The organism is Mesorhizobium sp. M0664 (genome assembly GCF_040320565.1).
Taxonomy (GTDB): Bacteria; Pseudomonadota; Alphaproteobacteria; order Rhizobiales; family Rhizobiaceae; genus Mesorhizobium.
In genome coordinates this window covers 58,125-80,370 of sequence record NZ_JAMYPW010000005.1, presented here as the reverse complement: position 1 = coordinate 80,370, position 22,246 = coordinate 58,125, and the positions used below count along the sequence as shown (strand labels likewise).

The 22,246-nt window shown below is 63.7% G+C and carries 20 protein-coding genes; 5 read left to right on the top strand and 15 right to left on the bottom strand.

Features of this window, described 5'->3' with window-relative positions:
- Nucleotides 1-271 precede the first annotated feature (271 nt).
- The gene (locus tag NKI39_RS09305) at nt 272-1,147 is read left to right on the top strand and encodes an ATP-binding protein (RefSeq protein ID WP_352539745.1); all 876 of its coding nucleotides are present in this window, start codon (nt 272-274) and stop codon (nt 1,145-1,147) included.
- A 96-nt stretch (nt 1,148-1,243) separates the two neighbouring features.
- Here the strand turns inward: NKI39_RS09305 and NKI39_RS09300 are convergent, their stop codons facing one another.
- The 13 genes from NKI39_RS09300 to NKI39_RS09240 form a co-directional block, all read right to left on the bottom strand.
- Complete coding sequence (locus tag NKI39_RS09300) at nt 1,244-2,776, bottom strand: peptidoglycan DD-metalloendopeptidase family protein (protein WP_352831538.1); 1,533 nt, start codon at nt 2,774-2,776, stop codon at nt 1,244-1,246.
- 189 nt (nt 2,777-2,965) lie between these two features.
- A complete protein-coding gene (locus NKI39_RS09295; protein WP_352500868.1) occupies nt 2,966-3,631 on the bottom strand; it encodes a protein-L-isoaspartate(D-aspartate) O-methyltransferase in 666 nt (221 codons plus the stop codon).
- Complete coding sequence (gene surE, locus NKI39_RS09290) at nt 3,628-4,386, bottom strand: 5'/3'-nucleotidase SurE (RefSeq protein WP_352539743.1); 759 nt, start codon at nt 4,384-4,386, stop codon at nt 3,628-3,630. The genes NKI39_RS09295 and surE overlap by 4 nt, the downstream gene beginning before the upstream one ends.
- Complete coding sequence (gene serS / locus NKI39_RS09285) at nt 4,386-5,690, bottom strand: serine--tRNA ligase (protein ID WP_352831536.1); 1,305 nt, start codon at nt 5,688-5,690, stop codon at nt 4,386-4,388. The genes surE and serS overlap by 1 nt, the downstream gene beginning before the upstream one ends.
- 294 nt (nt 5,691-5,984) lie before the next feature.
- Complete coding sequence (tatC, locus tag NKI39_RS09280) at nt 5,985-6,848, bottom strand: twin-arginine translocase subunit TatC (RefSeq protein WP_352831534.1); 864 nt, start codon at nt 6,846-6,848, stop codon at nt 5,985-5,987.
- Entirely contained in the window at nt 6,845-7,522 is a 678-nt protein-coding gene (gene tatB / locus NKI39_RS09275) for a Sec-independent protein translocase protein TatB (RefSeq protein ID WP_352831532.1), read from the bottom strand. Before tatB ends, tatC begins: the two co-directional genes overlap by 4 nt.
- Nucleotides 7,523-7,550: 28 nt before the next feature.
- Entirely contained in the window at nt 7,551-7,772 is a 222-nt protein-coding gene (locus NKI39_RS09270) for a twin-arginine translocase TatA/TatE family subunit (RefSeq protein ID WP_352490594.1), read from the bottom strand.
- 178 nt (nt 7,773-7,950) lie between these two features.
- Nucleotides 7,951-8,730, bottom strand: a complete 780-nt coding sequence (scpB, locus tag NKI39_RS09265; RefSeq protein WP_352831530.1) for an SMC-Scp complex subunit ScpB — start codon at nt 8,728-8,730, stop codon at nt 7,951-7,953.
- Nucleotides 8,727-9,527, bottom strand: a complete 801-nt coding sequence (locus NKI39_RS09260) for a segregation and condensation protein A (RefSeq protein WP_023678931.1) — start codon at nt 9,525-9,527, stop codon at nt 8,727-8,729. The genes scpB and NKI39_RS09260 overlap by 4 nt, the downstream gene beginning before the upstream one ends.
- Nucleotides 9,528-9,585: 58 nt before the next feature.
- A complete protein-coding gene (gene nagZ, locus NKI39_RS09255) occupies nt 9,586-10,605 on the bottom strand; it encodes a beta-N-acetylhexosaminidase (RefSeq protein WP_352831528.1) in 1,020 nt (339 codons plus the stop codon).
- A 116-nt stretch (nt 10,606-10,721) separates the two neighbouring features.
- Nucleotides 10,722-14,384: an SPOR domain-containing protein gene (locus NKI39_RS09250; RefSeq protein WP_352831526.1), complete on the bottom strand. Its 3,663-nt coding sequence runs from the start codon at nt 14,382-14,384 to the stop codon at nt 10,722-10,724.
- Between the two features lie 103 nt (nt 14,385-14,487).
- Entirely contained in the window at nt 14,488-16,245 is a 1,758-nt protein-coding gene (gene argS, locus NKI39_RS09245) for an arginine--tRNA ligase (RefSeq protein ID WP_352831524.1), read from the bottom strand.
- A 61-nt stretch (nt 16,246-16,306) separates the two neighbouring features.
- On the bottom strand, nt 16,307-17,521 hold the full coding sequence (locus NKI39_RS09240; protein ID WP_352831522.1) for a deoxyguanosinetriphosphate triphosphohydrolase: 1,215 nt from the start codon (nt 17,519-17,521) through the stop codon (nt 16,307-16,309).
- A 73-nt stretch (nt 17,522-17,594) separates the two neighbouring features.
- Between NKI39_RS09240 and erpA the strand changes: the two genes are divergently transcribed.
- The 4 genes from erpA to NKI39_RS09220 all read left to right on the top strand — a co-directional run bounded on the left by erpA (nt 17,595) and on the right by NKI39_RS09220 (nt 19,554).
- Nucleotides 17,595-17,942 (top strand): iron-sulfur cluster insertion protein ErpA, encoded by a 348-nt coding sequence (erpA, locus tag NKI39_RS09235; protein WP_254818314.1) that lies wholly within the window; start codon nt 17,595-17,597, stop codon nt 17,940-17,942.
- Nucleotides 17,943-17,944: 2 nt separating this feature from the next.
- Nucleotides 17,945-18,334, top strand: coding sequence for a VOC family protein (locus tag NKI39_RS09230; RefSeq protein WP_352470415.1), 390 nt, complete (start codon nt 17,945-17,947; stop codon nt 18,332-18,334).
- 30 nt (nt 18,335-18,364) lie between these two features.
- Entirely contained in the window at nt 18,365-19,159 is a 795-nt protein-coding gene (xth, locus tag NKI39_RS09225) for an exodeoxyribonuclease III (protein ID WP_023678937.1), read from the top strand.
- A 77-nt stretch (nt 19,160-19,236) separates the two neighbouring features.
- Nucleotides 19,237-19,554, top strand: a complete 318-nt coding sequence (locus NKI39_RS09220) for a hypothetical protein (RefSeq protein ID WP_023678938.1) — start codon at nt 19,237-19,239, stop codon at nt 19,552-19,554.
- A gap of 24 nt (nt 19,555-19,578) precedes the next feature.
- Here NKI39_RS09220 and NKI39_RS09215 read toward each other — a convergent pair whose 3' ends face one another.
- Both NKI39_RS09215 and ilvD read right to left on the bottom strand, forming a co-directional pair.
- Complete coding sequence (locus NKI39_RS09215; RefSeq protein ID WP_023678939.1) at nt 19,579-20,415, bottom strand: tetratricopeptide repeat protein; 837 nt, start codon at nt 20,413-20,415, stop codon at nt 19,579-19,581.
- A complete protein-coding gene (gene ilvD, locus NKI39_RS09210) occupies nt 20,402-22,126 on the bottom strand; it encodes a dihydroxy-acid dehydratase (RefSeq protein WP_352816843.1) in 1,725 nt (574 codons plus the stop codon). The genes NKI39_RS09215 and ilvD overlap by 14 nt, the downstream gene beginning before the upstream one ends.
- Nucleotides 22,127-22,246 lie beyond the last annotated feature (120 nt).

Here is a 22,246-nt window from a genome sequence, read left to right as displayed (position 1 = left end):
AACAGCCGCCTTAACCGTTCTGGGAATTTGACGGCCCCGCCAAATTTGGCCGGAATATAGTCGGTAACGTTGCCAATGCAACTGCGCCGCCGGGCAAATCGGCTGCTTTTCCAGCCTGGTGAGCCGTGTTAGAGGGTGATCCCCAAAAGCGACGCTCGGTTTCCGCAAAAGATCATGCCCGAACAAATGCTTGGGACGAGTTTCGAAACCGCTGAAATCAGGTAGGTTGGCCTGCCGCACCATCCTGAACGCGAGACAAAAAAGACAAGAGATGACCGACAGCACCATCGATACCCTGAGCCAGAAGCTCGACCGCCTGATCGAGGCGGTCGCCCGCCTCGCCCCGCCGCCGGTGCCGCAAACCGACCTGGGCGAGGCCGATTGCTTCGTCTGGCAGGCCGATCCCGGCTATCTGGAGCCGGTGCTCAAGGTCAACCGCGTCGACATCGGCCTGATCCGCGGGGTCGACCGCGTCCGCGACATATTGGTCGACAACACCGAGCGCTTCGCGTCAGGCTATGCCGCCAACAACGTGCTGTTGTGGGGCGCGCGCGGCATGGGCAAATCGTCGCTGGTCAAGGCGGTGCACGCCGCGGTCAACGCTTCGGCCAAGCTCGATCTGCCGCTCAAGCTTATCGAGATCCATCGCGAAGACATCGACACGCTGCCGAAGCTGATGGGCCTGCTGAAGGCAGCACCCTTCCGCTTCATCCTGTTCTGCGACGACCTGTCATTCGACCATGACGACACGTCCTATAAATCGCTGAAGGCAGCGCTTGAGGGCGGCGTCGAGGGCCGCCCGGCCAACGTCATCTTCTACGCCACCTCGAACCGGCGGCATCTGTTGCCGCGCGACATGATCGACAATGAGCGCTCGACGGCGATCAATCCGTCCGAAGCGGTCGAGGAAAAGGTTTCGCTGTCGGACCGTTTCGGCCTGTGGCTTGGCTTCCACAAATGTTCGCAGGACGAATATCTCGATATGATCGACGGCTATGTCCGCCATCACGATCTCGCCATCGATCCCGAGATGCTGCGCGCCGAGGCGCTGGAATGGGCGACGACGCGCGGCAGCCGTTCGGGCCGCGTCGCCTGGCAGTTCACCCAGGATCTGGCAGGCCGGCTCGGCAAGCCGCTCAAGGATTAGCCGCTCAACGACTAACAACAGAAGAAGCCCGCACCTTGCGGAGCGGACTTCCTCGCCGGGCTGAAGGTCAGGTGGCCCGCAAATCGCTTTCGTCGTCTATTCGAGATAGGTCGAAGGATCGACCGGCGCCGAGTTCTTGCGCACTTCGAAATGCAGTTTCGGCGAGTCGGTGGTGCCGCTCATGCCGGACAGGGCGATTTCCTGGCCGCGCTTGACCTTCTGGCCGCGCTGCACCTCGATCGAGCTGGTGTGGCCGTAGACGGTGACCAGACCGTTTTCGTGCCGCACCAGCACCGTGTTGCCGAATTCCTTGAGGCCGTCACCGGCATAGATGACGACGCCGTTTTCAGCTGCCTTGACCGGCGTCCCCTCGGGCACGGCAATGTCGACGCCGTCCTTGCCGCCGCCGAAGCTTGAGATCACGCGGCCGCGCACCGGCCAGCGCATCTTGCCGATGCCCGTTGCGTCCGGCGCCACCGCATCGTCGTCCTCGGCCTGCTGGATGACTTTCGCGTCCTTCTTTGGCGGCGTGTAGGAGGCGAGCGTCTGCGTCGGCGTGGCCTTGGCAGGCGGCTGGGTGGTGGCCGTCGTCACCGGATCGACCTTTGCCGGCTTCGCACCGGCGACAACAGCGGTTCCGCCTGCCGGCACTTTCAGGGTCTGGCCGATCTTGAGCAGTCCATCCTGCATGCCGTTCGCCTGCTTCAACGCGACGACGCCGACGCCGGTCTTTCTGGCGATGGCCGACAGCGTATCGCCTTGCTGAACCGTGTAGGTGCCGCCGGCACCGGCTGGCTTGGCCGTCGCCGAAGCCACTTTGGGCGCGGCCTTTCCATCCTTCGGCTGGCTCGCGGCAGCCGAGGCGTCCACCTGCGCGGCAGACTTGCCTTCCCTGAGCTTCGGTTGCTGCGGCAGCACGGCCACCTTCTCCGGCGCGTCGGCCGGCTGGTCGTGCCTGGTGCCGTTCGCGGGCTTGGCGTCGGCGACTTTCGGCGTGGCGCCGTTGCTCGAATACGCATAGGCCGGGATGACGAGCTTCTGGCCGGTCTTCAGCCCCTTGGTCGCGCTCAGCCCGTTGACTTTCATGATGGCACCGGCCGGCACGCCGTAGCGCCGAGACAGGCCGGAAATGGTCTCGCCGTCCTTGACGACGATCTCGGTTGCATGCGGTGCGCCGGCGGCCGTCGCCATGCGCGGCGCGTCGGGCTCGGCGTTCTTGAACGGCCTTGCCGCCGGAGCGACGGTGCCGGTTGCCGTCCTGTCGACACGAGGAGCGGCAGGCGCCATCGCCGGCGCGGCAGCGGTACGCACCGGGCGGGCGGCGGGTGCCAGGGCGGGAGCCGGCGGTGGCAACTGCTGCGCCGTAACCGGTTCGAGGCTTGAGCGGCTGACCGACTGGGTGTGGCTGCCGTCGACCGGCGCGGCCGCAACATCGCCCGGATAGGGCTGGGCAGCATCCTGCTTGTCGATGATGGCGCGCTGGTTGTTGGTCGAGGCGGTGAACACGTCATCGACGCTGTTGAACCGCGCCACCTGGGAACTACACCCCGTCGCAGCGCCTGCGATCATGAGGACGGCGCAGCCACGCGCCAGATTGCGTCCGTTTGCCTTCAAAACACTGAATTGCATCGCACTAACCCGCACAGACCCGGTACAACTGAGTGTGATTAAAGCGCGTTAATGTTACCGGTCGGTTAAACCTGTAGAATCAGACGCAAATTTTCTTAAAATATTCGAGGAAGGCTCTCAACTTCGTCGTCCTAGGATGACGAAACGACAGGCTTCGGCTGATCCCCAAGCGGCGCGATGTACCCGGAATCAGATCACCGCGGCGACACCGTGCAGGATCGGCTGCAGGCGCACCAGGCCGATATCCTCGCGTTCGAAGCGGCTGCCGACCTTGGTCAGCTTGGCCAGCACCTGCTCGCCTTCGTCGGGTCCGATCGGCGCGATGACGATGCCGCCGCTCGACAATTGGTCGAGCAGGAAGCGCGGTAGGCTGTCGAAGGCCGCCCAGGCGACGATGCGGTCGAACGGCGCTTCGTTGGCCAGCCCGTTGGAACCGTCCGCCTGGCGCACGATGACATTGCCGATGGCGAGCGCCTCGAGCCGCTGCCGGGCTTGTTCGGCCAGCGTCTTGTAACGGTCGATGGTGACGATCCGCGCGGCAAGCCGCGACATCACCGCCGCCGTGTAGCCGGACCCGGTGCCGATCTCGAGCACCCGGTTGCCCGGCTCGATGGCAAGTGCCGCGATCACCGCCGCCTGCAGGTCGGCGCCTTCGATGGCCTCGCCGCATTCGATCGGCAGCATACGGTCCGACCAGGCTATCGAGTGGAAATGCGGAGACAGAAAGCCGCGCCGCGGCGTCGCCTCGAAGGCGGCGATAAGCGCCTTCGGCACCGTCCCCCTGCCGCGCAGGCGAAGCAGGAAGGCAGCGAAACCTTCGCGCTCGTCGACCGTTGCAGCGTGGTTCAAGTTCATGCGAGCGCCTTGGCCAGTTGATCGCGGATTTCATGCGCGGTGAGATCGAGCTGCAGCGGCGTCACCGACACCAGCCGATTGCGCAAGGCATTGAGGTCGGTGCCTTGCTTGCCCTCGACTGGCTCGCGGCCGAAGCGCAGCCAGTAGTAAGGCAGGCCGCGCCCGTCGCGCCGCTCGTCGACCCACAGGCTGTGGACCAGCTTGCCCTGCGAAGTGACTACAGTTCCGGCGATCTCTTCCGGCGCACAGTTCGGAAAATTGACGTTGAGCAGCACGCCGTCCGGCAACGGCATGGCGACGAGCTTTTCGAGCAGGGCCGGCGCCAGCGCTTCGGTGGTCTCGTAGGGAACGACGCGGTCCTCGCCGACATAGGAATAGGCCTGGCTGATGGCGATCGATCGCACGCCGAGCAGCGCGCCTTCCATGGCGCCGGCGACCGTGCCCGAATAGGTGACGTCGTCGGCGATGTTGGCGCCGGAATTGACGCCGGACAGGATCAGGTCAGGCGCTGCGGGCAGGATCTTCTTCACGCCCATGATGACACAGTCGGTCGGCGTTCCGCGCACCGCAAAGTGCTTTTCGCCGATTTTCCTGAGCCGCAGCGGCTCCGAGATCGACAGCGAATGCGCATAGCCGGACTGATCCTGTTCCGGTGCCACCACCCAGACGTCGTCCGACAGCGTGCGCGCGATGCGTTCGAGTGATGCAAGGCCCTCGGCATGGATGCCGTCGTCGTTGGTCAGAAGGATGCGCATTATTTCGATTCGATCTTTTCCAGACCGCCCATGTAAGGCCGAAGCGCTTCAGGAATGGTTACGCTGCCGTCCTCGTTCTGATAATTTTCGATGACGGCAATGAGCGCACGGCCGACGGCGGTGCCCGAACCGTTCAGCGTGTGGACGAAGCGGTTGCCCTTGCCGTCCTTGTCCTTGTAGCGGGCGTCCATGCGCCGCGCCTGGAAATCGCCGCATACCGAGCACGACGATATCTCGCGATAGGCATTCTGGCCGGGCAGCCAGACCTCGATGTCGTAGGTCTTGCGCGCGCCAAAGCCCATGTCGCCGGTGCACAGCGTCATGGTGCGGAACGGCAGGCCGAGCCGCGTCAGCACCTCCTCGGCGCATTCGGTCATGCGCTCATGCTCGGCAACCGAAGTCTCCTGGTCGGTGATCGACACCAGCTCGACCTTGTAGAACTGGTGCTGGCGCAGCATGCCGCGCGTGTCGCGCCCGGCCGAGCCCGCCTCGGAGCGGAAGCACGGCGTCAGCGCCGTATAGCGCAGCGGCAGTTGTTCGTGCGGCGTGATCTCGTCGCGAACGAGATTGGTGAGCGGCACTTCGGCGGTTGGGATTAGGCCAAGCCTGCCGTCCCCGTGCCGAACGAAGAACAAATCCTCCTCGAATTTCGGCAGTTGCCCGGTCCCGAAAAGCACCTCGTCGCGCACCATCAACGGCGGCTGGATCTCTACATAGCCGTGCTCGGTGGTGTGCAGATCCAGCATGAACTGGCCGAGCGCGCGTTCCATCCGCGCCAGGCCGCTTTTGAGCACGATGAAGCGCGAGCCGGAAAGCCGTGCTGCCCGCTCGAAATCCATCATGCCGAGCGCTTCGCCGATCTCGAAATGCTCCTTCACCCAATTCGGCCGCGTCGGCACCTCGCCGACGACGCGTTTGACGACGTTGTCGTGCTCGTCCTTGCCGACCGGCACATCGTCGAACGGCACGTTTGGCAGCACTGCCAACGCATCGTTCAGCGCCTTGTCGAGCTCGCGCTCGCGCGCCTCGCCATTCTGGATGAAGGCCTTGATCTCGCCGACCTCGGTCTTCAGCCTTTCGGCAAGAGCTGCATCGCCCGAGCGCATGGCATTGCCGATCTCCTTCGATGCGGCGTTGCGGCGTTCCTGCCTGGTCTGCAGCTCGGTCAGATGCTCGCGCCGCGCCTCATCCGCGGCGATCAGGTCGTCGACCGTGGACTGCGCATCCTCAGCCGACCACGAGCGCTTCTTCAGCGCTTCGACAAGGGCCTTCGGGTTGTCGCGAATCCATTTGATGTCAAGCATGGTCTGTTCGTCCTCGGCACGGCGGTTTCGGGGCAAGGAAATGCCCAAAACAAAGACCAGAGGGCGTAAACCGCATCGATACAAGACGTCAAGGCAGAGTTCCTTCGCGCCGACCTCAGGTAGGCAGCACGCGCAACGTTCGATCGAAAGAACCCTGGAAACAAAAACCCGCCTCGAGAGGCGGGTTTTTGGAGCCAATTGGCACCATACTTAAATTAGTAGCATAGCTGCCGGCACAAAGCAAGAACAAAGTTGCTATGGCCGGCAAAAAAATGCTGCCCGCTTCAACCGAACCTATGTCGAAGACGCGTCCGCCGGCTTTTCGGCCACCTCTTCGGTGGCGTCCTGCTTTTCGCGGGCCACACGGTCGCGCTCCTTGCTGCGTTCGATCAGCCGGGCCGACCAGATCGAGACCTCGTAGAGCAGGATCGTCGGAATGGCGAGGCCGATCTGGCTCATCGGGTCGGGCGGCGTCAGCACCGCCGCCACCACAAAGGCGATGACGATCGCCCATTTGCGCTTCTCGGCCAGGGCCGTTGACGACAGCATGCCGACCCGCGTCATCAGGCTTGTCACCACCGGCAGCTGGAACACCAGGCCGAAGGAGAAGATCAGCGTCATGATCAGGCTGAGATATTCGGACACTTTCGGCAGCAGCGAAATCTGCACCTGGTCGTTGGTGCCGGTCTGCTGCATGGCGAGGAAGAACCACATCACCATCGGCGTGAAGAAGAAATAGACCAGCGATGCGCCCATCAGGAACAGGATCGGCGAGGCGATCAGGAACGGCAGGAAGGCGTTGCGCTCGTTTTTGTAGAGGCCGGGCGCGATGAATTTGTAGATCTGCGTGGCGATCAGCGGAAAGGCGATGACCATGCCGCCGAACATGGCGAGCTTGACCTGGGTAAAGAAGAACTCCTGTGGCGCCGTATAGATCAGCTCGACCTTGTGCGGGTCGAGCCCGGCCCATTGCGTCGCCCATCTGAACGGAATGACCAGAAGGTTGAACAGCCGCTTGGCGAAAAAGAAGCAGACCAGGAAGGCAACAAAAAAACCGCCGATCGACCAGATCAGCCGCCGGCGCAACTCGATCAGGTGCTCCATCAGCGGAGCCGACGATTTTTCTATCTCGTCCTTTTCCTTGTCCGAATCGCTCACTTGGCGGCTCCCGCCGTTTTCCTGGCGGCCGGCTTCTTCGTTGCTGACGCCGGCTTCTTCGCTGCTGACGACTGCGCTTTTTGCTCAGCTTTTGCGGCAGCCTTTGGCGCAGCAGTCTTTGCCGGCTTGGCCGGCGCGGCGGCCGCGGCTTTTGCGGGCGCTGGCTTCTTCTTTGCCGCAGGTGCTTCTTTCGGCACGGCCGCTGCAGCCGTTTGCGCCTGCACTGCCGGCGCTACGACGGACTCGTCCGTCATCGCCGGAAAGATCGGCGTCGGCTCCGGCGGGCTGACGCCCGGCGACGTTGTTGCGCCGTTCTTAAGCGGCTCGGCCGCCTGCTCCGTCGCAGCGGCGGCATCGACGGCCGGCTTGGGTTTCATCACTGCGTCGACGCCGGAACGGACGTCGGCGGCGGCCTGCTCGAATGGATTGAGCTGCTTCCTGATCTCGGCTGCCGGATTGAGGCTTCTCAGCGAATCGACCGACTTCTTGACGTCGTCGAGCTCGGCTTCCTTCAACGCATCGTTGAACTGCCGCTGGAAATCGGACGCCATGGCGCGCAGCTTCGCCGATGTGCGGCCGAAGGTGCGCAGCATGTTGGGCAAATCCTTGGGCCCGACGACCACGATCATGACGATCGCGATCACCAGCATCTCGGTCCAGCCGACTTCGAACATGGCTATACGTTCCGACTAAAGTTTGGGCTCAGCTTTTGCTGGCCTTTTCCTTCGGTACCGAAACGGTTTCGTCGGCACGGTGTTCAACGGTACGCTTGTCCTCGGCAGTCTCGTCGTCCGCCATGCCCTTCTTGAAGCTCTTGATGCCCTTGGCCATGTCGCCCATCAACTCGGGAATCTTGCCGCGGCCGAACACCAGCAGCACGATCACCAGAACGATCATCCAGTGCCAAATCGAAAATGAACCCATAGCAAATCTCTCTCGAACGGTTTCCCAGACGCTGATCTATGCGCTTTCGGGTTCGGATTCAAACAGAACTGCGACAGAGTTCATGAATGAGTCGCCGAAGTCACGCACTTTCGGCACGGCGGCCCGCTACCAATCGGCGCAGTTCCATCCTGCCTGTGGCTTTAAGATGGCGCTCGGCTCAATCTTCCGTGACGCGCGGCGTCAAAAGGCCGAGTTCTTCGAGGTCGATGTCGGTCAGCGGATCCTCGTCGTCGGTGAGCGCATCGGGGTCGGCCGGCGGCAGCGGCACCGAGAAATTCGACGGCATGCGGCCGGACAGCAGCCCGGCACCCTTCAATTCCTCCATGCCGGGGAGATCACGTATCTCCTCCAGTGCGAAATGGTCGAGGAAAATGTGGGTCGTGCCATAAGTGACGGGACGGCCGGGCGTGCGGCGCCGGCCGCGCATCCTCACCCATTCGGTCTCCATCAGCGTGTCGAGCGTCCCCTTTGACGTCTCGACGCCGCGGATGTCCTCGATCTCGGCGCGCGTTACCGGCTGGTGGTAGGCGATGATCGCCAGCACTTCGAGGGCGGCGCGGGACAGCTTGCGCTGCTGCACCGTGTCACGGCTCATCAGGAAGGCGAGGTCGCCGGCGGTGCGAAACGCCCAGGCATCGCCGACGCGCACCAGATTGACGCCGCGCCGCGCATAGATCTGCTGCAGTTCGGCCATTGCCGCGGCAATGTTGATGCCGTCGGGCAGTCGCGAAGTGAGCTGTTTTTCGCTGACCGGCTCGGCGCTGGCGAATACGATCGCCTCGGCCATCCGTACGGCCTCCGCCATATGCAGCCGCTCGCCGGGATTCCGCGACAAATTCTGCCCCTGATTTTGTGCCGGGTTTTCGGCGACCGCGCCTTGCTCGGCGTCGTCGTCGACCTTGAACGGAATGACCGAAGCGTTGGCGCGTTCGTTCATGGTGTTACCTCGACTATCTTGATGGCCTGGGCGCGGCCGCGCAGATAAAGCGGCGCGAACACCTGGTCCTGCCGCATTTCCATCTTGCCTTCGCGCACCAGTTCCAGCGTCGCCGCAAACGAGCTGGCAACCGCGGTGCGCCGCTCTTCCGGGCCGGCCAGATATTCGACCAGGAAACTGTCGAGCGCCGTCCAGTCGCGCAGCGACCCGATCAGCCTGGTCAGCACGTCGCGCGCATCCTTGAGCGACCACACGCCGCGCCTGGCGATCGTCACATTGGTTATCGCCTGCTTCTGGCGCTGCTGGGCATAGGCGGTCAACAGGTCGTAGAGCGAGGCCGAATAAGCATTGCGCTTCTCGACGATGACCATTTCCGGCATGCCGCGTGCAAACACGTCGCGTCCGAGCCGGTTGCGGTTGACCAGCCGTGCCGCCGCGTCGCGCATCGCCTCCAGCCGCTTCAGCCGGAACTGCAGCACCGCCGCCAGTTCCTCGCCGCTTTCGCCTTCGTCGCCGGGCTGCTTGGGGATCAGGAGCTTCGACTTGAGAAACGCCAGCCATGCCGCCATCACCAGGTAGTCGGCGGCAAGCTCCAGTCTCAGAGCCCTCACCTTCTCGACGAAGGCCAGATACTGTTCGGCCAGCGCCAGGATCGAGATGCGCGACAGGTCGACCTTCTGATTGCGGGCAAGATGCAGCAGAAGATCGAGAGGACCTTCGAAGCCGGCCACATCGACGACCAACGCCGGATCGCCGGTCAGCCGGGAATCGTCGTTCTCGGCCCACAAGCGGTCCATCGGTGCGGCCTTGCCGGCCTTCAGGTCCAATGTCTCCGCCACTTCGCTTCCTTTGATGCTAGGCCACGGCGTCGAAATAACTGGCAAATTCGGCCCGAATCTCGGTCTCGTCCGCCACGTCGCGGTTCCTGATATAGGTCAGCGCCCGCTCCGCGCGCTCAAACGACTTGCCTTCCAGCCCGGTCGTGCGCGATGCAATGCCGGCCATCTCCTCGAACACGCCGTTGCAGTGAAGGACCAGATCGCAGCCCGCCGCAAGGATCGCCGCCGCCTTTGACGGGAAATCCCCAGAAAGTGCCTTCATCGAGGTGTCGTCGCTCATCAACAGGCCGTCGAAGCCGATTTCGCCGCGGATGATCTCTTCGATGACCTTGCCGGACGTGGTGGCCGGGTTCTTGGGGTCGATCGCGCTATAGACGACATGCGCCGTCATCGCCATCGGCAAATGGTTGAGCTCCCTGAACGGGGCAAAATCATGCCGCTGCAAATCGCCGATCGAGGCGTCGACGGTCGGCAGTTCGAAATGCGTATCGGCGAAGGCCCTTCCATGACCGGGAATATGCTTCATCACCGGCAGCACGCCGCCCGCCATCAGGCCTTCCGCCGCGGCGCGACCCAATTCGATGACGGCGCGCGGCTCCTTGCCATAGGCGCGCGCGCCGATGACGTCGCTGGCGCCCTCGATCGGCACATCGAGCACCGGCAGGCAATCCGCCGTGATGCCGTAGCGCAGCAGGTCGAAGGCATGCAGCCGCGCCATCAGCCAGGCGGCACGGGTGCCGGCGTCATGGTCGTCGCGCCACAAGGCGCCGAGTGCACCGGCAGCCGGATAGTTCGGCGCCAGCGGCGGCCGCAGGCGCTGCACGCGGCCGCCCTCCTGGTCGATGAATACCGGCGCGTCCGCACGCTCGACGCAGTCGCGCATGGCGGCGACCAGATCGCGGATCTGCTCGGTCTCGCCGATATTGCGCGCAAACAGGATGAAGCCCCACGGGCATTCGTTGCGATAGAAACGGATCTCGTTGCGGGTCAGTGATTTCCCGGCGCAGCCGAGGATCATGGATTTTGATTCGGTCATGCGGAACAGTTTAGAGCTTCGCGCCGACAAAGGGAATCGCCCGTAATTGCCTTCAGAGGTTTCCGTTCACGCAAAAAAGCCGGCGCGGACGCCGGCTTTTCGAGGGGCCTTGATGCCTAGTGGGACACGAAGCAATTGCCGCCGGCAGCCTTGTAGCTGGTGCACAGTTTGATCGCCTCGTTGCGAGACTGCGCCGGAACGCGGACGCGGTAGAAGGTGCCCTTGCCGGCGATCTCGGCCTTGACGATGTTGGCGGTGCGGCCGGAAAGCACGCTGCCGTAGCGGCGCTGCAGATCCTGGTAAGTCGCCTGGGCGCTTTCGACTGTCGGCTGCGAAGCGATCTGTATCGACCACGAACCAGCCCCGGCCGCGGCCGGATCGATGGAAGCGACCTGATCGGGCTTGACCTCGCCAACCACATCGACCGGCTGGTCGGACGGGCGCTGCGGCGCCACCGGAACCGTGGCCGGGGTGCTGGCGGACTGCTTGCTGGCTGACGCCTGGGCCTTGGCTTCAGCCTTTGTGTCGGGCTTGGGCGCCGGCTGCAGCTTGGAGGTTTCGGCCTGATCGCCGCTCGCCTGGTCGCCACTCGGCTGGTCATCAATCTTCGGATCGCTTGTTATTTGGTCGATCAGGGGCACGGTGCCGGTCTGCGCGGCGGCGTCGGCCTGGGCCGACGGAGCCACGTGCTGCGGCGCCGGATCGGCCGGCTCGGCAGCAGCCATCTGCGGGGCGGCAGGCGCCGGATCCTCGCGCGCCACCAGCGAGCCGTCAGGTTTCACGACCATCGTCCGTACCTTGCGCGGCGCAACGGCGACGATCTCGGGGGTTGCACCCTTCTCGGCCTCCTGCAGAACCTGCGCGATGCGATCCTCGGACTTGGGCGCCGGTGCGGCGGCGGTTTCGGCAGCGCCAGCCGCACTGGCGCCAAGCGTGCTGGAGTCAGACGCGCTGGTGCCGGGCGCATTGGTGCCAGACCCGCCGGTGTCGGACGCCGCGGTGCCGGGCGCGTCGATATCGTCCGCGGCATCGGGGTCATTGGGCGAAAGATCGACGACGCGGCTCTCCGGTTCGTTGGCCTTCAGGTCCACAGGCTCTTCGGTGTTGGTGACCAGCTTCTGCTGAACCGGCTCGGCGGGCTTGGTGCCCTTGACCACAGCGTCATAAACCTTGTTGTCCTGGTTCGGCACGACGGTGCCGCCTGGATTTTCCGGCTTGATCTTGATCGGCCTGTTGTCGGCCTTGACGATAACCGGCGCATCGCCGCCGCTCTTGCCGCCGAGGGTCAACGCAAAGGCGCCAAGGCCTCCGGCGATCGCCACGGCGCCGACCACCGCACCTATCAGCAGCCCGCGCCGGCGCGGCTGCCTTTCGGCCCCGCGTTCGGCAAGGCCCGGAACCGACATCTCCTCGTCCAGTTCGGGATCGTAGTCGAGCTCATCGAAGGTGAAATCGTCGGCCTGCGAAACCGGCTGGCCACCGGGCAATGGGCCCAGATCGAAACCGTCCGCTGCATCGGCATAGGAAGCGGCTGCCGCGCTGACGGGCGCTTCCGCAGGCTTGGCGCCATAGGCGCGCGTCTCGCTACGATCTTGCTTATACCCAGACACGAAGCCGGCATCGTATTCATCGTCATAGCCAGCACTGCGCACCGGGGCAGGCGCTATATCCGTTGCATTCATTTCGGTGAGAAGGCTGGCAAAATCGGCATCGAGATCGTCGTAGGCGGGCGCCACCGGCTCGTCATCGTCGAAGTTGAGCTCCGGAATGTCGAGATCGTCCGCCAGCGCCACGACGCGCTCGGGTACGTCGACCGTCTCGACATCGGGCATCTCGTCATAGGCGGAAGGCTGTTGATGCGAGGTTGGTGCAGCTTCCACGTAGGCGGGCCGATCTTCATAGGATGACCTATCTTCACGGGATGCCTGGCCTTCATAGGACGGCCTCTCTTCGACCGGTGCGGCCCGATAGGACGGCGTTGCAGCCGGCTGCGGCGGTGGTGCCGGACGCGCCGAAGCCACCGGCTGGCTTGCAAAAGCGGGTTGAGGCTGTGCGACCGGTGTCACGCGGCTCCACGAGCGGGCCGGCTCGGGCGGTGTGGCGCGTGTCGTCAGCCAGTTCAGCGCATCGAGCGGGTCTTCCTCGGCAGCAGCTGCCGCACTCTTGTCGGCCGAGTCGTGATCCAGGCCGATATTCCTGGCGAAGTCGGCATCGAGCGCATCGCTGTCGAGATCATCCGCGGGTCCGGCAGCGGCTTCAACACCGAAATCCTCGCCTTCAAGCTCATCGAGGAGGACACTGCCGAGATCGGCGTCATCGGCGGCACTGGACTGCTGCGGCTCAGCGGGCTCGTGCTCGTCGAGTTCCCAATCCAGCTCGTCGACAGCATGCACCGGCTCGTTGGCGACGTCTTTGACCGCCGCCATTGGCTGTTCAGCGGCCACTGCTGGCTTCTGAATTACCGGCGCGATAGGCTGCTGAACAGCCATCACGGGCTTCTGGGCAGTCTGCGGGCTTGTCTGAGGTTCGTTGACCACTTGTGCCGGCCGTGTGCTCATCGCACCGAGCAGCGCGTTCAGTTCGTCTTCCAGGCTGCGTTCCTCAGCCACTGGGGCCGTCGGGACGACAGCGGCCGGCGCCGCTGGTTCGGCCGCAACCTGCGCCACGGGCTCTTCGGCTTCCTCGGCAGGCGCATCGTCGAAGCTCAGATCGAAATCGTCGTCGAACGCCGCTTCAGCGGCCGTGCCGGAAAGCCGGGCGGCCTCTGGCTCTTCGATCGACTGCTCTTCGATAAACTCTGGTTCTTCGATTTCGGCAGGCCCGTCCGAGCGAACGTCGAAGTCCATCTCGACATCGGCCATGGCATCATCGAAATGGCCGGCAAGATCCTCATCGGCCGAAACCGCATCAACCGGCGATGCCGGGGCGGCGACGTTTTCCGCCGGCTCATGCTCGTCGAACATCAGCTCGTCTTCGAGCGAGCTTGCAACGGCATCGTCGAACTCGTCATCGAACGCAGGCGCGGCCGCTTGCGCGGCGGTTTCAACGGCGACGGTCTGCTCCATCGGCTCATGCTCTTCGAGCATCAGCTCGTCTTCGAGCGAACTTGCCACGGCGCTGTCGAACTCATCGTCGAAGGCGGGCTCGTCGACCGGCTCGATCGCCTCGGCTGCGGCCCTGGGTTCATCCTCGCCGGTCACCGCGATCTTGGCCGTCACATCGTCGTGCCGAAAATCCTGGTCGAGCGAGGCGGCAAGTTCGTCGTCACTCGAAAGGTCGTCCTCGAACGGCGACACGTCTTCGAGCGAGCCGGCGATGCCGTTATCGAACTCGTCGTCGAGCTCCGGCTCGACGGAGGGAGCGAACGCCCTTTCGGGGGCGGAGGCAATTTCGTCGGCGGCAACAGGAGCGGCCGCAACAGGAGCAGCATCATCCGCCGCACTGTCGTCGAACGCGAAATCCTGTTCGAACGAGGCAGCAAGCGCGTCCTCCATTTCGTCGGCGGCGGCCGGTTCGGGTGTCGGCTCGCGAAGCTTGGCAGGGGAAGCATTGTCATTGGCGTCGGCGCCGAATTCGCCCATCAACTCCTTCTCGAGATCGATCTCGAAATCGCCCTCGTCCACCGACGGTTCGGCGGCAGCGGTTTTCGGCTGTGCCGGCGTTTGCGGTTTGACCGGCTGGCGCGGGTCGAACCCCATGATCCTGGTCAGTTCCGCGAACGGATCATCGTTGGCGATGTCGTTGTGGTCGGCTGCTCTCAGCTGGGTTCTGTCTGCCATTATTGTTCCCGAACTCGCACTCATTCGGACGCCATGGACGTCGCGTAGGGTTGGCCCTTACCAGCGCAATGTGGGCAAAAGGTGACAGGTTTTTTACTCAAACCTAACGCATTTCGGTGGGCGCATTGGCTCCGATCAGCGTCAGGCCGGACGTCAAAACGTCCGAAACAGCCTGCACCAGCCCTAGTCTGGCATGCGTCAATTGTCGGTCGTTAACCTTAACAAAACGTAAGTCGGGATTATCGGTGCCCCGGTTCCAGTGTCCGTGGAAGCTGGAAGCGAGTTCGTAGAGGTAAAATGCCAGCCGGTGGGGCTCGAGCGCGAGCGCCGCGGCTTCGATCAGCCGAGGATATTCGGCGAGCTTCCTGATCAGGCCGATCTCGCCCTCGTCGGTCAGCAAAGCCACTTCGGCGGCCAGCTGGTTGCGGTCGAACATGGCCTCGCCCAATTGCTCGCTCGCCTGCCGGAACACCGAATGGCAGCGCGCCGAGGCATACTGCACGTAGAACACCGGATTGTCCTTCGACTGCTCGGTCACCTTGGCGAAGTCGAAGTCGAGCGGCGCGTCGTTCTTGCGGTAGAGCATCATGAAGCGAACTGCATCTCGTCCAACTTCTTCGATGACCTCCCGAAGAGTGACGAAATTCCCAGTTCGCTTTCCCATCCGCACCGGCTCGCCGGCGCGAAACAGCCTCACCAGCTGGCAAAGCAGCACGGTAAGCTTGACCTCGTCGCCGGCAATCGCCCGGGCAAGCGCTTCCAGCCGTTTCACGTAGCCGCCGTGATCGGCGCCAAGCACATAGATCAGGTTGACGAAGCCGCGATCGACCTTGTCCTTGAGGTAGGCGACATCGGCGGCGAAATAGGTGAAGGTGCCGTCCGACTTGACCAGCGCCCGGTCCATGTCGTCGCCGACCGCGGTCGAGCGGAACAGCGTCTGCTCGCGGTCCTCCCAGTCCTCCGGCTTCTCGCCCTTGGGCGGCGGCAGCTTGCCCTTGTAGATGTGGCCCTTCAGCGTCAGGTCGCTGATCGCCGAGCGAATCTTCTTGGCATTGTTGGCATGCAATGTGCGCTCTGAGAAAAAGACGTCGTGATGCACGTTGAGCAGCGCCAGATCCTCACGGATCATCGCCATCATCGCATCGATCGTCCTGTCCTTGACGATGGCAAGCGCCTCTTCGTCCGGCATCTGCAGCAGGGAGCGGCCGAATTCGCTGGCCAGCGCCTGACCAACGGGGATCAGATAGTCGCCTGGATAAAGCCCGGCCGGAATGTCGCCGATCTCATCGCCGAGCGCTTCGCGGTAGCGCAGCATGACTGAGCGTCCGAGCACGTCGATCTGCGAACCGGCATCGTTGATGACGTATTCCTTGGTCACGTCGTAACCGGCGAAGGCCATCAGATTGGCCAGCGCGTCGCCGACCACAGCACCCCGGCAATGGCCGACATGCATCGGGCCGGTCGGGTTGGCCGAGACATATTCGACATTGGTTTTCTTGCCGCCGCCGATAGTCGAGCGGCCGTAGTTGCGGCCTTCTTCGAGCAGCGCCGTCAGATGCGCCTGCCAGAAGCCGTCCTTGAGCCTGAGATTGACGAAGCCCGGGCCGGCGATCTCGGCGGCCGCGATATCCTCGTCGGCGCGCAGCGCCTCAGCCAGCCTTTCGGCCAGCGCACGCGGGTTCTGGCCGGTCGGCTTGGCCAACACCATGGCAGCGTTGGTCGCGAGATCGCCCTGGCTGGCATCGCGCGGCGGCTCGACGGCGATGCGCGACAGGTCCGGCGACACGCCATCCTTGTCTTTCAAATCAAGCGCTTCGACGGCCTTTATGATTCGCGCGTTGAAATCGGCGAAGATGTTCATTGCTGTGGCTCTGACGGTTTTGCAGGGATCCGGCTCGTTGGCCGGCAAAATCGCGCCCGCCCTAGCTCAAATCCGGCGTATGGTCAAACAAACGCCTGTGTTCCTTGAGTGCATAAGTGTCCGTCATGCCAGCCAGGAAATCGGCAACGCTGCGCGCCTTGACGCGGTCCTCTGCCCGGTCGAGCCCTTCGCGCCAGCCATCCGGCATGGCGCGCGGATCGGCGAAATAGACGTCGAACAGGTCCCTGACGATCTGGTCGGCATCGGCGCGCACCCGCATGACCTCCGCATGCCGGTAGAGGTGCTTGTAGAGAAAGGCCTTCAGCTCCTTTTCCAATACGGCCGTCTCGGCGGAGAAGCTCACCATCGGCTCGCCGGCCGCCCTTACCGCTTCGGCGCTGTCAGGCTTGATGCGCGCCAGATTGGCCGTCGTCGAGACGATCACGTCCTCGACCATGATGGTGATCTGCCGGCGCATCAGCTCGTGGCCGGTGCGTACGTCATCGAGCGCCGGATAGCGCTGACGCACGCCCTTGAGGATCGACCCCGGCAGCGAGACGCCTTCCAGCATATCGAGCGTCAACAGCCCTGCCCTCAAGCCGTCATCGATGTCGTGGGTGTTGTAGGCGATGTCGTCGGCAATCGCCGCGCACTGCGCCTCGATACCAGCGAAGCGGTCGAGCTCGAGGTCGTGCAGTTCGGAATAGTCGCGGATAGCCTGCGGCACCGGCCCCTTCAGCCCTTTCCCCTTGGCATCGGTCAGCGGGCCATTGTGCTTGACCAGCCCCTCCAGCGTTTCCCAGGTGAGGTTCAGCCCATCGAACTCGGCATAGCGCCGCTCCAGCCGCGTCACCACACGCAGCGACTGTGCATTGTGGTCGAAGCCGCCCCAGGCGGCCATCTTGTCGTTCAGCGCGTCCTCGCCGGTATGGCCGAAGGGCGTGTGGCCGAAGTCGTGCACCAGGGCCACCGCCTCGGCCAGGTCCTCGTCGCCGCGCAGCGCCCGCGCCAGAGCGCGTGCGATTTGCGCGACCTCGATCGAATGCGTCAGCCTGGTGCGGTAATGATCGCCTTCGTGTGCGACGAACACTTGCGTCTTGTGCTTCAGCCGGCGGAACGCCGTCGAATGGATGATGCGGTCGCGGTCGCGCTGGAAGGGCGTGCGCGTCGGGCTTTCCACCTCGTCGAACAGCCGCCCGCGCGACTTCGCCGGGTCGCTGGCATAGGCCGCGCGCGGCCGATAGCCGAATCCGATGTCGCCCAACTCATTGGTCATAGCGTATGCCGCAGTTGACTTGCCCCGTCGCGCTTCATACCTATCATACGAAACCGAAAGCAAGGTGACGCCCATGGGCGCTGATGCCAAGACCGCCATGAAAGTCGAGATGACCGACGCCGCCGCCAGGCGGATCGCCAAGATTGTGGCGAGCGAAGCCGGCAAGACGGCGCTGCGCGTTTCGGTCGAGGGCGGCGGCTGTTCCGGCTTCTCCTACAAGTTCGACCTGGTCGACAGGCGCAATGACGACGACGTCGCCATCGAGAAGGACGGCGCCACCGTGCTGATCGACGACCTGTCGCTGGTCTATATGGGCGGCTCGGTGATCGATTTCGTCGACGATCTGATGGGCCAGTCGTTCCAGATCAGAAACCCCAATGCGGTCGCCTCCTGCGGCTGCGGCACCAGCTTCTCGATCTAGAAATGCCCGACATCGGCGCGGTCCGTCAGGTCGCGCTTTCCGCCGGGCGCGACCTCGATGCGACGCTGGCGTTCTGGCGCGAGGTGCTCGGCATGAACCTGCATGCGCGTTTCGATCCGCCGGGCATCGCCTTTATCATGGCCGGTGACGTGCGCCTGCTTTTCACCGACGGCCTGCCTGCCGGCACCGTCTATCTCGACATATCGGGCCTCGACGAGTTCCACGCTTCGGCAAGGGCCGCGGGTGTTCCCTTCACCGCGCCGCCGGCGCTCGTCCATCGCGACACCGAAGGCCTGTTCGGCCAGGCGGGGGAAAGCGAATGGATGGCCTTCCTAAAGGACCCGGCAGGCAATACGATCGGCCTTGTCGAACGTCATCCACCGGATCGCTAGTCTCCGGACCACCAGCCTATCGAGGCCGTCATGAAAATCGTCACCTGGAACATCAACGGCGTTCGCGCCCGCATCGGCAACTTGACCCATTGGCTGACGGAAAGCGCGCCCGACATCGCCTGCCTGCAGGAGATCAAGACGGTCGACGAGCAGTTTCCCCGCGCCGAGATCGAGGCGCTCGGCTACAATGTCGAGACTTACGGCCAAAAAGGCTTCAACGGCGTCGCCATCCTGTCGAAGCTGCGTTTCGACGAGGTCAATCGCGGCTTGCCGGGCGACGATGCCGACGAGCAGGCGCGTTTCATCGAGGGCGTGTTCTCGACCGACAAGGGCGCCTTGCGCGTTGCCTCGATCTATCTGCCGAACGGCAACCCGATCGACGACGAGAAGAAGTTCTCCTACAAGCTTTCCTGGATGGCGCGACTTGAGCGCTGGGCCGAGGAGCGGCTTGCTCTGGAAGAGCCGCTGGTCCTGGCCGGCGACTACAATGTCATTCCCGAGCCGATCGACGCGAAGTATCCGGAAAACTGGCTAAGCGATGCACTGTTCCAGCCCGCGACGCGGCAAGCGTTCCGGCGGCTGAAGAATCTCGGCTTCACCGAAGCCGTGCGTGCCGTCACCGACGCCCCGGACATTTTTACGTTCTGGGACTATCAGGCCGGCGCCTGGCAGAAGAACAACGGCATCCGCATTGACCACCTGCTTCTGTCGCCCGAAGCCGCCAACTGGTTTTCCTCGGCTTCGATCGAAAAACAGGTGCGCGCCTGGGAAAAACCCTCCGACCACGTGCCGGTGGCGATCGATCTGGCGCTGCAGCCGGCCTGACCGGAGCTGCTGTCCGGCGGCACAATGATAAGTTGACCTCTTATCGCCACAAATCGCGCGCTTAATGAGAAATCATCATGGTGGCTGGGGTTCCCATGACTACTCGATTTGCACTTTGCCCGATCGGCTGCGCGCTTGCGATGGCGGTGGCGACGCCGGCTTTTGCCGATGCAGAGTGCCTGGCTAACGGCAAATCATTCCAGATCGGCCGGGTCGCCTGCCTGACGCTTGCCGGCCAAAGCTACCTCGCCCGTTGCGAGATGGTGCTCAACAACACATCCTGGACAAAGCAGCGGGATGGCTGCCCGGAGAACACGCTGGCCCCACATCTGCAGGGCACGCCGATCTCAACACCGGCGCCCAGCGGCATGCCGGCGGAACCGACCGACAATTGATCTCAAAACGGAAATTCTGCCGACCTATTGGTCGCCGCCACCCTTGGTGAGGATGTCGTCGGCCAGCGAGATCGCGGTGCGGCGGTCGGCTTCGCCGGCGGCCGCAAACGCTTCTTCCTGCATGCCGCGGATCCATGGCTGGTCGGCGGGTGAGGCCCGTTCGAGCGCCGCGGTCATCATCGCCAGCCCCCGCACGATCTTGCCGCTTTGGAAAAGCAGGTTGCCGAGCGTCGCCTGCGCGCCCGCATGGCCCTTTTCGGCCGCCAGCTGGAACCAGCGTCCGGCCTGCTTGACGCTGGCCTTGACGCCGCCCTCACCCTTGAGGAACATCTGGCCCATCTCGAACTGGGCGTTCGGGTTGCGGTAGTTGGCGGCGGCACGCATGTAATATTCCTGGGCCGCCACCTCGTTCTCCTCGACGGGGCTGCCGGGAATGCCCTTCCTCAGATAGTCGCCGAGCGCCACCAGCGCGTCCGAAACATAGCTTTCCTCGGGCGAACCGGGCTCGACATCCTGGTCGACGATCTCGCTGAAGAACTTGAACGCCGCGTAGTCGTCTCGCGCCACGCCATCGCCTTCGGCATACATGCGCGCAAGCTTCCAGGTGGCGCCGATCTGGCCGTTCTCGGCGGCATATTTATAGGCTTCCGCGGCCTGCTCCTTATGGCCGTTCTTGTAGGCGGAAAAGCCGAACTGGAACACCGCCCACGGGCTCGACTGCGGCTTCACGCCGGTCTTGTCGTCGAACACCTTGTCGTCGAAGGCCATGGCCTGGCCGACGGCGCCCAAGGTCGCGCCAAACGTGGCGAGCGCAACCAGTGCCGAAAGGACAGACGACCTCAACAACTCAGATGTCCGCATAGCAGTGTGTTTCTTTGGCACCGCCGGGATGGGTGACCGCGCCGTCGCGGGCAGGTCCGACCGTCTGTGCGTATTTCCAGATCGCGCCCGACTGATAGTCGGTCGTGCGCGCCTTCCATGATTTTGCCCTCGCCGCCAGTTCGGCCTTGGACAATGCAACCTCGATCGTGCCGTTCACCGCATCGATCGAAATCAAGTCGCCATCCCTAAGCAGCCCGATCGGGCCGCCCACTGCCGCTTCCGGCCCGACATGGCCGATGCAGAAACCGCGTGTTGCGCCCGAAAAACGCCCGTCGGTGATGAGCGCTACCTTGCCGCCCATGCCCTGGCCGTAGAGAGCCGCCGTCGTCGACAGCATTTCGCGCATGCCCGGGCCGCCGCGCGGACCCTCGTAACGGATGACGAGAACCTCGCCTTCGCTATAGTTACGGTGCGTAACAGCCTCGAAACATTCCTCTTCCGAATCGAAGCAGCGTGCCGGACCCGAGAATTTGAGTTCCGCCATGCCTGCGACCTTCACGATCGCGCCTTCGGGGGCAAGGTTACCCTTCAAGCCCACGACCCCGCCGGTCTGGGTAATCGGCCTATTGGCGGGACGGACCACATCCTGGCTGTCATTCCAGGAAACATGTTCCATATTTTCGGCCAAAGTGCGGCCGGTCACCGTCAGGCAATCGCCGTGAAGATAGCCATGGTCGAGCAGCGTCTTCATCAAGAGCGGAATGCCGCCGGCCTCGAACATGTCCTTGGCGACGTATTTGCCGCCCGGCTTGAGGTCGGCGATATAGGGTGTTTTCTCGAATATCTTGGCCACGTCGAAAAGATCGAACTTTATCCCGGCCTCGTGCGCGATCGCCGGCAGATGCAGCGCCGCGTTGGTCGAGCCGCCGGTGGCCGAGACCACGGTCGCGGCATTTTCCAACGCTTCTATAGTAACGATGTCGCGCGGGCGGATGTTCCTTGCGATCAGCTCCATGATCTTTTCGCCGGAAGCGAAATTGAAGCGGTCTCGCATCTCGTAGGGTGCCGGCGCGCCGCAGGAATAGGGCAGCGCCAGGCCGATCGCCTCAGCGACGGTGGCCATGGTATTGGCGGTGAACTGGGCGCCGCAGGAGCCGGCCGACGGACAGGCGGCTTGCTCGATCTCGAGCAGCTCGGCGTCGCCGATCGTGCCGACCGAATGCTGGCCGACCGCCTCGAACACGTCCTGCACGGTGATCTGCCGGCCACGGTAGCTGCCGGGCAGTATCGAGCCGCCATAGATGAAGATCGACGGTACGTTGAGGCGCACCATGGCCATCATCATGCCGGGCAGCGACTTGTCGCAACCGGCCAATCCAACCAGCGCATCGTAGCAATGGCCGCGCATGGTGAGCTCGACCGAGTCGGCGATGACCTCGCGCGACACCAGCGACGACTTCATGCCCTGATGACCCATGGCGATGCCGTCGGTGACGGTGATGGTGCAGAATTCGCGTGGCGTGCCGTTGGCGGCCGCCACGCCCTTCTTGACCACTTGCGCCTGGCGCATCAGCGAGATGTTGCAGGGGGCGGCCTCGTTCCAGCAGCTGGCGACACCGACCAGAGGCTGCGCGATCTCGGCCGCCGACAGCCCCATTGCATAAAGGTAGGAGCGATGCGGCGCCCGCTCGGGACCAACGGTCACGTGGCGGCTCGGCAGCTTGGCCTTGGAGATCGCTCTGGCGTCCATACTCGTCCTTGCCGCGGGCGGTGCGGCCTGCCTCTTCGCCTAGCCTTTTGGCGCATGTCCCGAGACAGGTTCGAGGTGCGCCGGGTTTATGGCGGGAAATAGGCAATGTTCTCGGGCGGC

Excerpts from the sequence above, each read along its gene's own strand:
- NKI39_RS09305 (WP_352539745.1), top strand. The coding sequence starts at position 272 with ATGACCGACAGCACCATCGATACCCTGAGCCAGAAGCTCGACCGCCTG.
- NKI39_RS09300 (WP_352831538.1), bottom strand. The coding sequence starts at position 2,776 with ATGCAATTCAGTGTTTTGAAGGCAAACGGACGCAATCTGGCGCGTGGC.
- NKI39_RS09295 (WP_352500868.1), bottom strand. The coding sequence starts at position 3,631 with ATGAACTTGAACCACGCTGCAACGGTCGACGAGCGCGAAGGTTTCGCT.
- surE (WP_352539743.1), bottom strand. The coding sequence starts at position 4,386 with ATGCGCATCCTTCTGACCAACGACGACGGCATCCATGCCGAGGGCCTT.
- serS (WP_352831536.1), bottom strand. The coding sequence starts at position 5,690 with ATGCTTGACATCAAATGGATTCGCGACAACCCGAAGGCCCTTGTCGAA.
- tatB (WP_352831532.1), bottom strand. The coding sequence starts at position 7,522 with ATGTTCGAAGTCGGCTGGACCGAGATGCTGGTGATCGCGATCGTCATG.
- NKI39_RS09270 (WP_352490594.1), bottom strand. The coding sequence starts at position 7,772 with ATGGGTTCATTTTCGATTTGGCACTGGATGATCGTTCTGGTGATCGTG.
- scpB (WP_352831530.1), bottom strand. The coding sequence starts at position 8,730 with ATGAACGAACGCGCCAACGCTTCGGTCATTCCGTTCAAGGTCGACGAC.
- NKI39_RS09260 (WP_023678931.1), bottom strand. The coding sequence starts at position 9,527 with ATGGACCGCTTGTGGGCCGAGAACGACGATTCCCGGCTGACCGGCGAT.
- nagZ (WP_352831528.1), bottom strand. The coding sequence starts at position 10,605 with ATGACCGAATCAAAATCCATGATCCTCGGCTGCGCCGGGAAATCACTG.
- NKI39_RS09250 (WP_352831526.1), bottom strand. The coding sequence starts at position 14,384 with ATGGCAGACAGAACCCAGCTGAGAGCAGCCGACCACAACGACATCGCC.
- argS (WP_352831524.1), bottom strand. The coding sequence starts at position 16,245 with ATGAACATCTTCGCCGATTTCAACGCGCGAATCATAAAGGCCGTCGAA.
- NKI39_RS09240 (WP_352831522.1), bottom strand. The coding sequence starts at position 17,521 with ATGACCAATGAGTTGGGCGACATCGGATTCGGCTATCGGCCGCGCGCG.
- erpA (WP_254818314.1), top strand. The coding sequence starts at position 17,595 with ATGGGCGCTGATGCCAAGACCGCCATGAAAGTCGAGATGACCGACGCC.
- NKI39_RS09230 (WP_352470415.1), top strand. The coding sequence starts at position 17,945 with ATGCCCGACATCGGCGCGGTCCGTCAGGTCGCGCTTTCCGCCGGGCGC.
- xth (WP_023678937.1), top strand. The coding sequence starts at position 18,365 with ATGAAAATCGTCACCTGGAACATCAACGGCGTTCGCGCCCGCATCGGC.
- NKI39_RS09220 (WP_023678938.1), top strand. The coding sequence starts at position 19,237 with ATGGTGGCTGGGGTTCCCATGACTACTCGATTTGCACTTTGCCCGATC.
- NKI39_RS09215 (WP_023678939.1), bottom strand. The coding sequence starts at position 20,415 with ATGCGGACATCTGAGTTGTTGAGGTCGTCTGTCCTTTCGGCACTGGTT.
- ilvD (WP_352816843.1), bottom strand. The coding sequence starts at position 22,126 with ATGGACGCCAGAGCGATCTCCAAGGCCAAGCTGCCGAGCCGCCACGTG.